Annotated in this window: 12 protein-coding genes; 6 read left to right on the top strand and 6 right to left on the bottom strand. The window is 41.2% G+C overall.

Annotated features, from left to right (window positions below):
- Positions 1-5 precede the first annotated feature (5 nt).
- The 3 genes from LW728_RS12850 to LW728_RS12840 all read right to left on the bottom strand — a co-directional run bounded on the left by LW728_RS12850 (position 6) and on the right by LW728_RS12840 (position 5218).
- The gene (locus LW728_RS12850) at positions 6-3998 is read right to left on the bottom strand and encodes an Eco57I restriction-modification methylase domain-containing protein (protein WP_287766888.1); all 3993 of its coding nucleotides are present in this window, start codon (positions 3996-3998) and stop codon (positions 6-8) included.
- A 173-nt stretch (positions 3999-4171) separates the two neighbouring features.
- Entirely contained in the window at positions 4172-4528 is a 357-nt protein-coding gene (locus tag LW728_RS12845) for an iron-sulfur cluster assembly accessory protein (RefSeq protein ID WP_002747572.1), read from the bottom strand.
- 300 nt (positions 4529-4828) lie between these two features.
- Entirely contained in the window at positions 4829-5218 is a 390-nt protein-coding gene (locus LW728_RS12840; protein ID WP_002801976.1) for a DUF8738 domain-containing protein, read from the bottom strand.
- A 294-nt stretch (positions 5219-5512) separates the two neighbouring features.
- Between LW728_RS12840 and LW728_RS12835 the strand changes: the two genes are divergently transcribed.
- Complete coding sequence (locus tag LW728_RS12835; RefSeq protein WP_002762655.1) at positions 5513-5854, top strand: phage holin family protein; 342 nt, start codon at positions 5513-5515, stop codon at positions 5852-5854.
- Positions 5855-6160: 306 nt separating this feature from the next.
- Positions 6161-7087 (top strand): RluA family pseudouridine synthase, encoded by a 927-nt coding sequence (locus LW728_RS12830; RefSeq protein ID WP_002801974.1) that lies wholly within the window; start codon positions 6161-6163, stop codon positions 7085-7087.
- Here the strand turns inward: LW728_RS12830 and bioU are convergent.
- Positions 7084-8085 (bottom strand): (S)-8-amino-7-oxononanoate synthase BioU, encoded by a 1002-nt coding sequence (bioU, locus tag LW728_RS12825; protein WP_287666099.1) that lies wholly within the window; start codon positions 8083-8085, stop codon positions 7084-7086. The genes LW728_RS12830 and bioU overlap by 4 nt on opposite strands.
- A gap of 310 nt (positions 8086-8395) precedes the next feature.
- Between bioU and LW728_RS12820 the strand changes: the two genes are divergently transcribed.
- The 4 genes from LW728_RS12820 (at position 8396) to LW728_RS12805 (ending at position 10249) form a co-directional block, all read left to right on the top strand.
- Positions 8396-8611 carry a DUF2997 domain-containing protein gene (locus LW728_RS12820; protein ID WP_002752708.1) on the top strand — a complete coding sequence of 72 codons (216 nt, stop codon included), beginning with the start codon at positions 8396-8398 and terminating at the stop codon, positions 8609-8611.
- Between the two features lie 44 nt (positions 8612-8655).
- Complete coding sequence (locus tag LW728_RS12815; RefSeq protein WP_002762644.1) at positions 8656-9042, top strand: DUF1257 domain-containing protein; 387 nt, start codon at positions 8656-8658, stop codon at positions 9040-9042.
- Positions 9042-9449 carry a ferredoxin gene (locus LW728_RS12810; RefSeq protein WP_190358638.1) on the top strand — a complete coding sequence of 136 codons (408 nt, stop codon included), beginning with the start codon at positions 9042-9044 and terminating at the stop codon, positions 9447-9449. The genes LW728_RS12815 and LW728_RS12810 overlap by 1 nt, the downstream gene beginning before the upstream one ends.
- A gap of 560 nt (positions 9450-10009) precedes the next feature.
- Complete coding sequence (locus LW728_RS12805) at positions 10010-10249, top strand: DUF2442 domain-containing protein (protein ID WP_287766886.1); 240 nt, start codon at positions 10010-10012, stop codon at positions 10247-10249.
- A gap of 875 nt (positions 10250-11124) precedes the next feature.
- Here LW728_RS12805 and LW728_RS12800 read toward each other — a convergent pair.
- A complete protein-coding gene (locus LW728_RS12800; RefSeq protein WP_287766884.1) occupies positions 11125-11856 on the bottom strand; it encodes an undecaprenyl-phosphate galactose phosphotransferase family protein in 732 nt (243 codons plus the stop codon).
- A gap of 679 nt (positions 11857-12535) precedes the next feature.
- Positions 12536-13327 (bottom strand): HpsJ family protein, encoded by a 792-nt coding sequence (locus LW728_RS12795; protein ID WP_002801969.1) that lies wholly within the window; start codon positions 13325-13327, stop codon positions 12536-12538.
- Positions 13328-13354: the final 27 nt, after the last annotated feature.

Raw genomic sequence — 13354 nt, 5'->3', positions numbered from 1 at the left:
TTTTTTCACTCTCTCCCTTCAATAATTTTAATTTCTTCCTCGCTTAATCCATAGAGTTTATAAACAATTAGATCGATTAATTCATCGGTCGTGCTTAATTGTTGTTTTAGGGGCAAAAGTTTATCTAGACTGGTTTGATATTCTTTTTCTAGGGTTTCCTGTATTTGACGATCTAGCAAGTTAACGGTAATTTTCTTTTTGTTCTTTTTCAGTATCTCCCACAGTTGATCGCAGCTAAGATGAGGTTCGCTTTTTTGGTAGTCACCGAGATAGTTTTGGATTTTTGATTTGTTGGTTAAATTATCGATCGCACTACCGATTATTCTCTCTAAATATCTTAAAAAGCTTTTGATTTCTTTTTGTTTTTCCCGATTTATCTCGATCATCTGTTCTGCTAAGTAGGCCAGAATATCATGGACTATATCGGTTTCTTCTCTCCTAATATGTTCCTCGATTTCTTTTAATATTTCTTGCTTTTCTTGATAACTTTTGATAAGTTTCTCTAAACTCTGTTGACGGCGATCGCTTTTGGTGTTAAAAGATATTTTTCGGATGGGGATGTTCTCCATGTATTGACCAAAAAATCTTAATCTACCTTGCTTCTCTGTATCCCCCAATACAGCACTGTTTTGAGACATATAAAAGAAAATTAAGCTGGAATTTAAAAGAGCTAGTAAATAATAACTTTGGCTAGGAATTAAATAGGTAGTATTGATTGAGTAAAAGCCATTATTATCTAAAGTAAAGCGCGATTCTTTAGCAATATCTGGATAAATAATTTTAGGTTTTTCAAAAATATCATAATAAGTGCAAGATCTTAATTCCCACCAAAACTGTCCTTGATCACATCTTTTTCTAGCTTTTTCTGCAAAACCCTCAAGATGTTTAGTAAGAGAAGGGTATAATGAAGAAAGATAATTCCAAGCTAATTTTTCCTGATCTGTATCTATTTTTTGTTTTGTCCATCCCCAGGGAATCAATAATAAATATAAGTCCCGATTCTTGATTTCATATTTCCTTAAATCATCTCCTACTATTAAAGACTTGATAAATTGTTGATTGTTTGGGTCAGTTCTTACTAAATATTCTTTGATATTTTTGTCAATCACAAATGCTTCGTTACATCCTATTTTAATTCCCAGATAAATCTGATTGTTTACATATTCACTCAGAAAAACAGCTTTTTTTTGTAATTTTTCGACAATTGTAGCAATCTGATTTTTAGCTAAGGACCAACCTTCCACAGACAAGCTATTTTCACATACATAATATGACAGATCATTAATCACATCAATTAAACTATTGAATTTGAGAGACTTAATCTTTGATACTAAAACATTTTGTTGACCTACAATATTATTTTCAATCAGTAGAATAGATGGAAAAGTTGCCGCTTCCGAAAAAACAGGCAATTCTCCAAAATCGATAATTTCTTTTATAGTTGTTTGCTGGGTTAGAAATTGTCTTAATTTCGTTCCATAATTAGCACGCATAAATTTATTTGATATAATCAAACCCAAGTGACCTCCTTGCTGTAAGGATAGTAACCCCATTTCGACAAAATAAACGTATAAATCGGCAACTCCATGAAAAGATTGATAATTTTCTTTTAGAAAGGGTTTAATATCTTTTAATCCTTCTTGTCGAACATAAGGAGGATTACCGATTACTGCATCAAAACCGGGGTTATCCTTCCAAGAAGCGGAATCAAGATCGATAAAAACTTCAGGAAATTCCAGATCCCAATGAAAAAAACGCTTACTTTTATATAAACTAGCTGCTTGGTCTAAAATTCCTTGATCTGATCGGGGTATCTTATCCCAATTAATTGCCGATATATTACCACCGTAGCGCTGCAGAAACTCGATAGCAGTTTTAACCCCAAAAAAGCGAGAAAGGAAAACATCTAATAAACGCTTGTAGGGTTTAGCTTGACTATCAAAATCACGGAATAACTGTTCACTTGTTTCCACTTCAGCAAAAGTCGCATCGCTGAGGGTACTAATTCCCCGCATAATTTCCGCGGCCCGAAGTAACCCAACAAAAGGGCCCGTTAAAAGAGTTAATTGACCACTTTCTTCCTCGATCATAGCGGCTTCTGCGTCCTTGGCGGTAGTTCCGATCAGAGAATTACCACAACGTAAATGATGATCCAAAAAACTCAAAGGTGCGCCCACTGTGAAAGAATGTAACCAGAGACTAACTTTGGCCAATTCTACAGCCATCGGATTGATATCTACCCCATAAATACAGCGCTTCATCACCACTCTCTGTAATAATTGCGTTGGTTCAAGGGTGGGAGAATCGAGAATAATTCCCTGTTGTCGGAGATTGTCGATAATATTTTGTCGGGTGGTTTCCAACATGGTTAAAACGGGATTATCTTCGGGATAAAGATTGAGAATCTGGATTAACTCATCGGTGAGATAGTCCACTGCTTCTACTAAAAAATGTCCGCTTCCCATGGCGGGGTCACAGAGTTTAAGATCAAGTAAGGTGGTGATCGCTTTTTTTTCTAAGCGTTGTAGCTCTTTTTCTAATCCCTGCTGACTGAGATTTCCTAAACGTCTATCGCTGCTTTCTTGTCTTCGGGTGGCGATTTCTGTCATCACATCCCCGAACTGTCGCGCTCTTTGCTCTAAAATTGGTTTGAGGGTATGACTGACAATATATTTAACAATATAATCGGGAGTGTAATAGGAACCGGTGGCTTTTCTTTCTCCCCGATCATTTTCCAGATGCACCGATTCCCCCTCAATCACGATGCGATATTCCAGTAATCCTTCGTAAATTGATCCTAACTGTCGCACACCTAAAAAACTATAGTCGATCGGCTGTCCCTCAAAACGTGCTAACTTGTCTAGGATGGGCGCTAAAACCGCATCGGATAACTTATATTGACCGAGAAAACAATTCACCCGGCCTTCTTCCATGTCAAATAAACCCCCGTTGTAACGAGGTACGGCTAAATTAGCATCCCCTCGATCGACAATGCGAAATAAACTGAGGAGAGCATCGTATATTCCCGTCGAGGTGCCACTAAAGACCTGCTGACGATCGATTTTAACGGCAATTTCTCGCGTCTTTTGCAATAAGCTGTAATCGCGATAGTCTCCCCTCACCGGCAGCAAGTCCCGCGCTTCTGCGTAGAGCAGAAATAATAATTTATACAGCAGGGATAAACTCGCCTCATACAATAAATCTGGCTGTATGTCTGTATTTAATGATACAAAACCTTGAGAAATATCGGGAAAAATGCGATCGAAGACTAACTCTTTTAACTCGTTACCCACTCTGGTGGCATAGGTGGTACTTCCCTCCCGGACCCGTTCAAGGAAATTCTGACCGTGAATATCCTTAATAAAAGCCTCTTGACGGAAAAATAACCAGAAATACGGAAATTTTTGCCGGTCTCCCCCTTCTAATAGTTCCATCAAGTCCACTAGATAAAATTCCGTGGCTGTGGAGGACGCTTGACGGTAATATAAGCGCCATTCTCGACCATTAGTGAGAATACCCCAATCTACTCCCGTCCCCGTGAGATAATTGGTGATCTGAAAGGAAGGATTACTATTTTTCCAGATATCTCGCTGATCATTCTTAGAAACGTCACTAAGAGAACGTTGCCAGTATTTGGCCTCAGCGATCGCTAAAACTTGACTATAAAAGGCTCTTTCATTATTCTGGAGAGCATAGGCTTGATAACGGTCATTTTCTGTGGCAAATAGGGCATAATCTGGCCTTTCTGACCTTCCTTTTCCCCTACTGCTTACTTGCGGTATATAACTAAAACCGAGAATTTCTAGAATCGGTTGTATTAATTCTGCTTCCGTTTGCGCTTCGTTAAGAGTCGGCAAAATCGCCTTTTTTTGTTGATAAAGACTCTCTAAGCGGCCAAATGCCACGGATACATCCTCTTGCCATTCCCCAGAATCCGGCAGCCGATGCTCAAGATAGTGTTGAGAAAAAAGTGGTTTATTGCCCGTTTGTCCTGACATGGCCGATTATCCTAACATTGAGGGTATCTAGCCTAAAAATGAAGGGTTCGCAGGCAGGCACGGATTCCCATTATACAAAAAGTATATGTCAAGTCTCCGATTTTGTCAAGGGTTTTGGCCAAAAAAATCGCCTCTGGGAGGCGGGGGTGAAAGGTATCACCCCAGAGAAATAATTAAACGCCAAAAGACTTACCACAGCCACAGGTTTGACTGGCGTTGGGATTAGTGAATTGGAAACCACCGCCGATCATCGCGTTGCTGTAATCTAACATGAGACCGTAGAGATAGAGCAGACTTTTTTTATCAGAGACAATTTTGAAGCCATCGTAATCGAAAACCTCATCTTGGGGGCCAATATTGCTAGGATGCTCAAAATCCATCATATAGGACATTCCCGAACAACCACCCTGACGCACACCCACGCGCAGACATAAATCCTTGCCCTGTTGCTCTTTGAGCATGGTAAGGTGTTTGAGGGCAGCCTCACTGAGTAAAATTCCTTTTCCTTGAATCTGAGTAGCTTGTGTCATCTTTAGCAGGAACTCCTAAACGCAGTTGAAGGGGACATATAAAACTTTACCTTCTCCTATCCATCTTAACGATAGTTGAGGGCTGATGACTGGATTACTGTTTACTTTTCCCAGTCTCGCAGGAGTTATAGGGCAAAAAAAGCAAAAAACTGGGATTATTAATTAAATAGCGTTGCCAGAGACGACTAGATTCTTGAAACAAACCCTAGAGCCATTCTCAGCCGATTTTCATCACCCAACGGACAGGACAGCGCTGCCTTGGGGATGCCGAAAAAGCAGCCAGAAAATATCCAAAGAAATTCACTTTTCTAAGCGGAGATTAGCGCCGCTGCTATCGGTGCGATAAACCCAAGTTTTTTGGTTATCAGTCAGAATAATTCGCCATCCTTGCACCAGTGCTTGAGTACAAAATTCTCCCGGTTTAGCTAATCCTAAACAACCATCGGGCCAAGTTTGTGGTTGTGCTGCTTGAATTTGCAAGCGATTAACCGATATCTTGGTTTTCCGACTCAAATCTTGACGGGCAGCCGCGATGACTGAATTAGGTGGCTCAGGAGATGCTAAACTGGGTGGCGCTAAGAGGAGAGAAAGCAGACTCATTAGCATTAGAGTGCCAGTTGCTCCCTGAATAATTCTCGTTTTACCGATTTCTACTTGCTGGCTCTGGCTAAAATTTTTTCTAGATATCATCTTTAGTGCTGCCTCTTTCCGGGGGTGATAGTCTGATCAAATTTTCCTTTTTATTGTCAGTGTCAGATCCCCCCGCCTATCGGCACCCCCCTTATCAAGGGGGGCAGGGGGGATCGAACCTAAAATCCATTTTTAATTTAATTATAACCAGCTACTTATGTTCCCTCTCTGGTTTTCGAGTAGAAGCAGCAGTCACTCTCGGTTTTCGTTGTCATCTCCTGAAAACTTCCGTCTCTTTAAGGGGCGATGGCGATTAAAATAGATGAGGATGAACTATCTTAGATGGATGGGCTTATGTTATCTTTTTTCCTCCGTTGGTTGATTACCGCCGTCTCTTTATTGATTACAGCGCGAATAGTACCAGGTATAGAAATTAAAGATTTTACCGTGGCTTTGATAGCTGCTGTCGCTTTGGGTTTAATTAATGCTATTATTAGACCCCTGTTGATTCTTTTTACCCTGCCTTTAACTATTTTGACCCTAGGGTTATTTATTTTTGTGGTCAATGCCATTTCCTTTTCTTTAGCCTCCTATTTTATCCGTGGCTTTGAGGTAAAATCATTTTTTGCCGCTTTATTCGGTTCGATCGTGGTTTCGATCATTTCAGGAGTTTTAAATGGCATTTTCGTTGACTAAAGTGGGCAATAATTCGGTTGTTTAAAACAGCTTGGCTTACTCTGATTGATTAATTTCTGATCGAGAGACGTTGATTATAGCAACGTCTCTCTATTTTTTTTGGGGATGAGTAAATCTCTACTGATTTGCTGTGGCTTTTGTCGTTAAAAATCAGGAAAATTTCATCCCAAGATTTCCATCTCAAGCAGCCAGAGCAAGTTCAATTACTGTTAAAATAAATGGAATTGTTGAGCTAAGTAGATTAACTAATCTCCAGTCAGTTTTTCTTGATTCCCCCCCACCCTACACCCTGATCACTAAAAATCGATGAACCAATTAAACTTAGAAGTTGCGGGAAAAAAAGAACGTTTAGATGCTTGGATGGGGTCACAATTACCCGATTTATCGAGATCGAGGCTGCAAAAATTGATAGAACAGGGATACATACAGTTAAACGGTCAAATTTGCACTAATAAAAATACTAAAGTTGGTCAAGGTGATCACTTAAAGATTACCATTCCCGACAGTCAACCCCTCGAATTAACCGCCGAGGCGATCGAGCTTGATATTCTTTACGAAGACGAATATCTGATTATCATCAATAAACCGGCCGATTTAGTGGTTCATCCGGCCCCCGGCCACGAATCGGGAACCTTGGTCAACGCTTTACTGCATCACTGCCCAAATTTAGCCGGAATCGGTGGAATTCAACGCCCCGGCATAGTTCACCGCTTAGATAAGGATACCACGGGTGCGATCGTTATTGCCAAAACCGACCAGGCCCATCAACACCTACAGGCACAATTAAAAACCAAAACTGCCCGTCGGGAATACATGGCCCTCGTCCATGGTGTCCCCAAAAGCGAAACAGGTACAATTGATCTGCCCATCGGTCGTCACCGCAGCGATCGCCAAAAGATGGCTATTATTGCCGTGGAAAAAGGCGGTAGAAATGCCGTCACCCACTGGCAAGTCAAGGAAAGACTAGGCAACTACACCTTAATGGAATTTCGCCTAGAAACTGGCAGAACTCATCAAATTCGCGTTCATAGCAGCCATATCGGTCATCCGATTCTTGGGGATCCCCTTTATAGTTCCGGTCGTTCCATCGGGATTAATCTACCCGGGCAGTTACTCCACGCCCATCGTTTAATCTTAATACATCCGGTCACGGGAGAGAGCCTAGAAGCGATCGCTCCCTTACCCGCTATTTTCCCGAAAGTTTTAGCTATTTTACGGCAGAGAAACCCCTAGCGCACAAATTGCGGCATAATCTCTGCTGCTGTCCATAATCCGTAGATACCGCGACGATGCAGGGAAACCCCCGCTTTCAGATAACCGAAAGCTGGCCCGCAGACATTAGCCGCCATACTGGTTTCATCACCTAAAGTGAAGGTATGGGTGGAAATTTTGCCTTCAAAAGTCCGCCCCGTGACTTTAACATTGGTACTTAAGGGCTTTTTCGGGTTGCGCGTATCCACCACACCCCCGACGGAAACCCGATCGCGTCCACAAATTCCGGCTAATTCCAGCATAATATCGTCGGCGTGTTCCATATTTTCGAGGCTGAGAATGCCATTGGTTTTATTTAACAGCATTTCCACTTCCGCATCACTCATCCGGTGGGCCGTTTCTGGGTTGTAACTGGGTAAATGGGCGATATCTTCGCGAATAGTGGCACGATAAGCCTCCCAGTTGGCGATTCCCACGCCAAAGGTAATTTTAACGCTGTGAATCTCTGCATAACTCTGGGCAGCTAGGGCAGCGGCCGCAGTTAACAGTCCGGGGGTAGCACCGCAGCCGGTCATGTAGGTGATGCCGGCGGCTTCTAGGTCTGCTTGTAGTGCTAATATTTGTTCCATGGCGCTGGTACGTTTGAGAGCATCGACTAAAACTCCGCGCCAACCTAAGCGAATGAAAGTTTTAGCGATATCGGCCATGAAATTGTTAGGTAAATTCGGTAAGGCGAGGAAATAGCCTTCTACGTCGGCAGTTTTGATTAATTCCTCGATACTGTTCTCGCTGAGACTGCCGTAATTTTCCAGATAACCGATCGAACCCCGGTCATGATAAATTTTGTTACAGGTATTGACATCTAGACCGTCTTTGTGGTATGCAAAACCAGCTTTATCGGCGGCGGCAGTCCAAAGCATTTCCTGTTTGGGGGCGAGAATTCTAGCGGCAGCCTGTCCCAAACCACCAAAACCTAAAACACCGATCCGAAGGCGATCGCTGGCTATTTGTTTATTCATATTTGTTCTGATTCCTATAGACAAAATTCTATGATCTCGGCGGTCGTGGTTCGCCGTTGCATCTCCTTTATTTTCAATTTATCGCTTCAGGTCGTCTTTTTTGTGTACTTTTGTTAAATTATGCCCTCCGGGGACAGGTTCGCCCTTGACGATGAAGAAAAGTTACGCGAAACTTACAAAAAATGAAAGTGGTTGGCCGAGATAATATAAAGTTTTGCTAAAATTTTAACCAGATTGCTACGATTAGCAAACTATCGTAAATTAAAACGATAGGGAGCTTTGCAAACCCCAGATCACGCCGAGAAGACCTATGAGCATGGAAAGCCTAGAGTTTATCATCTATCCCGATGGTCGCGTCATGGAAAAGGTGACAGGCATAGTCGGTTCATCTTGTCAAGAGGTGACGGCGGCGATCGAGGCACAACTCGGGCAGCTGATGTCTCAAGAGAAAACCTCGGATTATTACCATCAAACCGTCAGCCAGTCAGAGAAAGTCAGCAACGCAGCCACTTTTAGCGACTGGTAATTTTTCATCTTTCCCAATCCCTTTATTTAAGCCACTGAAAAACCATGTCACACTTTAGCAATATCAAAACCAAAATCCGCGATCTATCCTACCTAAAAGCCGCCCTCAGCGATATGGGGATGGAATGGAAAGAGGGTTCCCACCCCGTCAAAGGTTATCAAGGTCAAACTTTAACCGCAGAGGTGGTAATCGAGCAAGATAACAATTACGATATCGGGTTTCGCTGGAATGGTAACGAGTACGAGTTGGTTGCCGATTTGCAATACTGGCAACAACCCCTAACCGTAGAAGGATTTTTAAGAAAAGTAAATCAAGGTTATGCCTACCACACCATTCTGGCAGAAACTGCTAAACAGGGTTTTCAGGTGGCAGCACAGGAAAAAAATACTGATGGTTCTATTCGTCTAGTGGTACAACGTTGGAGCGCCTAATGGCTGATTTTTCTCCCGAACGCTCTGGTTTTGAACCAGAGTTAGGGGGATTCCTGAGAGATTCCCCCGATCGCACTGGTTTTGAACCGGAATTGGGCGGTTTACTGCGCCAGAAAGCGGTTTACGTCGATGAGGTCACTTGTATCGGTTGTAAACACTGCGCCCACGTTGCCCCCAATACCTTTTTTATTGAAGGCGAATACGGTCGCTCTCGCGTCTATAATCAGGACGGTGACGAAGAAGAAATTATTCAAGAAGCGATCGAGACTTGTCCGGTTAACTGTATTCACTGGGTTAATTATAATCAGTTGTCATCTCTTGAGGAAGAACGCAAACATCAAGTGATTAAACAGTTAGGTTTTCCTCAGATTCACAAGAAATTTAGCCCCGCAGATTTAGATTTCTAGGAAATAATAGGTGCAGCCTCATCCACCTATTATTTCCTAGCAGTCATGGCAGCGGCTCTCGATCGAATCTGCTACAGTTCTTAAATGAATACCCAACTGATTGATTCTCTCGCGCGAATTATTCTCTCTCTCTCCGAGGAAGAAAGAGAGTTACTGAATCGAAAAATTGAGAGCGAACAACGGTAAAATTTGCAGATTAACGCTCAAATTTTGGATTTAGAAAACCGTGTCAAGCAATAGGAAAATCAATATCCCATGAGTTCGGAAGAATTCTCTTCTAGATTTCGTTCCGGTGAGCTAGGGGACGCTATGGATTATTTCGAGTGGAATGTTTATTATTAAATGCTATTGGCAGCCAGAAAAGAGATAAGTTTACGATCAAATTAGATGGAGATAGCCGATTATATTCGCAAGGTTAAACGGAAATTATCTGAGAGTTTGATCGTCAACTCTTTCACGATTGTCGATGAAAGAATTTTATTCGATCGAGGCTATTTCCGAGCGAGAGTCCTTCGATTTCAGGACAACAACCGTATAAAATTGAACTACTGAGATCAATCATGAATCCTAGAGTTAAAGAAGTTATCCCTTTGCCAAACTATCAATTACAACTCATCTTTACTAATGAGGAAAAGAAAATTTATGATTGTTCATCACTGCTCGATTTTGGCATCTTTCAAGAACTTAAAAACAAGCAGTATTTTAATCAAGTAAAAATTTTAGATGGTACGGTAACTTGGCCGAACGAACAAGATATCTGTCCGGATACTCTCTATCTTGACTCCATTTCCCAAACCTAGAACAGTTCGATCGAGGAAACCCGACAACTTCGCATAAAATTTAGGAAGTATGAAAAGTAACGCTCCCACTGATCGGATTTTCTTTCGCTACAGTCTTTCTCAGAAAGATGAGGTTAGTTATTGTTGCTAAAATACTTGATGAGTAAGGATTAATTTGTACTTCATCTTTAGGAGAAAGAGTGAGAAATTTTCTATTTACCCGGTGATTGTTGTGGGGGGGGGAAAGTTAGAGGCAATCGGGGCAAAATGATAAGTATTTTATATGCAAATACCTTCAATACTTAAAAATATTTAAATTTACAATTGGTAATATTTATTTTTACTTAAGAATTTATTGAGAATAATTTCTATTTATTTACGAGATAGCAATACTTCCAGCGATTCTGGTATAATTTTGCATTATGCTATGGTGGGTTTTTGTAGTCTTTTTTGGACTTGTTAAGGTCTAGCTTGCCTTAAAACCATTGCTAAATCTAGACTTTCCCTTTTAGCCAAACCAAACACTCCCGCTAATTCTCCCTTTTTTCCCGAACAACGTTGATCTAATTTTTGTGTAGTTTTGTTGCAAAGTCAAAGTTTTTTTGACAAAATGCTTAAATTGTGGTATGAAGGGAGTGCGACGGGATTTAGCATCATCTCTAGTTCCAATGTTTCCTAAAAAAGGATATAGGTGGAATTCTCATCAACATCGACAAATATTGTCTATCTTCATAAGTAGCATGACGCTGAACCGATTTAATATTACTTAATTACTATCATAATATTTCTTCTCAAAAAAAGAGGAGAAAAAAGCAAGTTCTGCCTTTCTCTCCTCCAGTCTAGCGATTAATTAGATTGGAACAGTAGTGAGTAATCTTTGACTACTATTGACTGCTTTAGTAAGCACCGTTATTTTTGGGAAAAACCACAACACCAATAGTTCTAAAGATTACCCATATATCGGTTAACCAGTTGCGCGAATTAACGTAATACACATCCATCTGCACCCGCATGGGATAGGGGATGTCATTACGTCCAGAAACTTGCCATAAACCAGTTAAACCGGGGCGAATAGTTAAAACTTTGTCGATGCGATTGCCATACTTCTGCAATTCTTCGGGAACTAAAGGCCTCGGACCGACGACGCTCATATCTCCCCGCAGGACGTTGAAGAATTGGGGAAACTCGTCTAAACTGGTTAAGCGGAGAAACTTGCCAATCCAAGTTATGCGGGGATCGTCCTTAAGCTTGAAATTATCCTCGAATTCCGCTCGCAGTTGGGGAGAGTCTTCCATCAGTCTCTCTAATACCTTATCCGCATCCATTACCATAGTACGGAACTTGATACAGTTGAAATGCTGGAAGTTTTGACCGACGCGCTTCTGCACATAGAAGACCGGACCGGGGGAACTAATCGCGATCAGTAAGGCTAAGATTAAATAAAGCGGCGAAAAGAAAATTAGAACCGATAGGGAGAAAACGATATCGAATAATCGTTTTGAGGTATCGCCGTCTAAAGCTATTAACCAAGATTTTTGATGCCGTCTACCAGAGACCGAAGGTTTGAACCCTCGCTTCATCAAAGCTTGTAGAGCCTTGACGGAGATAAGTTGGCTATTAGCAGTCATCTTACTCCTTCACATCACACACACCACACAGTACCTATGATAAAGCCACAAGACTGAAAAAACAAGTCTTTGGGCTAATAACTGGCACTGGTCATTTTAGAGCCTTTGTACTGAAAAATCTCTAATTAGGGTTTACTGAAAAAGTTTGTTGCTGGGGTTAGGAGTCAGTAGTTAGAATTCAGGAGTCGGTATTCAGGAGTCAGGAGATTGCTTTTATGGTTCTTCGTTACTTAATTGATTAGTTCGCTCTAGATCGAAAACAATTAACAAAAATCGCCAAATGTCTTTCTCTATAAGAGTTTCATTCCTTATAACCCTGTACGTTGCATAAGACAAACCGAAGAACCGCTTTTATTTATTCTTGCCACTTCCTAATTCATAATTCCTAATTCATAATTCCCGCTCCCCTGCTTCCCGCTTCCCTGCTCTCCTATGCCTTTTAAACAGGATTTAGTAGTATAGGACGCTTTTGAACCACCAAAAATTAATTATGCAAGAGGTTTAATAAAAAATAAAAGAGCATCATTTGCTGATGCTCTTGGTGACTGAATATTTAAGTAGTTACAGCTTTGATCCTAAGGATGAAGTATGCTCTTGTGTGCGCTCGTCTCATCAGTCCTGAATTCTGGCTCCCGAAAACGAAAACTTTATACTTCATCATTTAAGATAAATCCCATACTTAGGCGGTGCGTTTTTTCATACTACCTAGTTCTCGAATGCCTAACCAACCGATCAAACTATAGGAAATCGATAGCAACATACTTTGAATACCAATTCTTAACCACTGTTTCAAAGCCTCCAAGTTGGCTTGGCTTTCTGCCTGTTTTCGCCGCTCTTGCAGCTGAGTTTGTAGCTGATTTTTGATCTCATCTAATTTCTGTTTAAATTCCTTCGGGCTTTTGGATAAATCGCGTAAATTAGTTAATTGCTCTCTTTGTTGACGGAGGGTCTGTAACTGTTCCGTGTTGATCGGTTGTCCTTGGAAACGACCAGTTTCAATCACTTGAGTTCTCTGAGAGATCTCCTGGTCTAATCGTTGGGGATTTTGCGATAGAGTATTTACCTGGGCTAAGAAAGCTTGAATTTGTCCCTCCCCCTGGTCAACACCCTGTTCAATTTGAGTCAAAGCGTTGTTTTTAATCTGGTTGATATTATTGATGTGAACGGGAATCATCAACAGAAAAACTAAACCTAACAGGGTGGAAAAAATAAAGATCGGCCAACGCAATTCAAAGCGGGATTTTCTAGGAATGACATCTTTATTGTTAGCGTCAATCCAGTAAGCGATTAAAACGAGAATGATACCGAGGAGAGGGACAATTCCTCGATCAACAAAGGTGGTGACGAACCCTACCTGCCATTGGGATTGATTGAATTGATAGGGCAGCGGCAGGATAAACCCATCCAAAAGGAAGGAAAGAATGAAAACCAATCCCGTTAATTTCAGGCACAAAGAAGTAAAGCTGTTCATCGCTGTTTCTGTAATGGTATGTCAATG

The sequence above is a fragment of the Microcystis sp. 49638_E5 genome, assembly GCF_021300285.1.
GTDB classification, from domain to species: Bacteria; Cyanobacteriota; Cyanobacteriia; order Cyanobacteriales; family Microcystaceae; genus Microcystis; species Microcystis aeruginosa_C.
The sequence above is the reverse complement of the archived record's forward strand: the minus strand, read 5'-3'. Positions and strand labels throughout refer to the sequence as shown.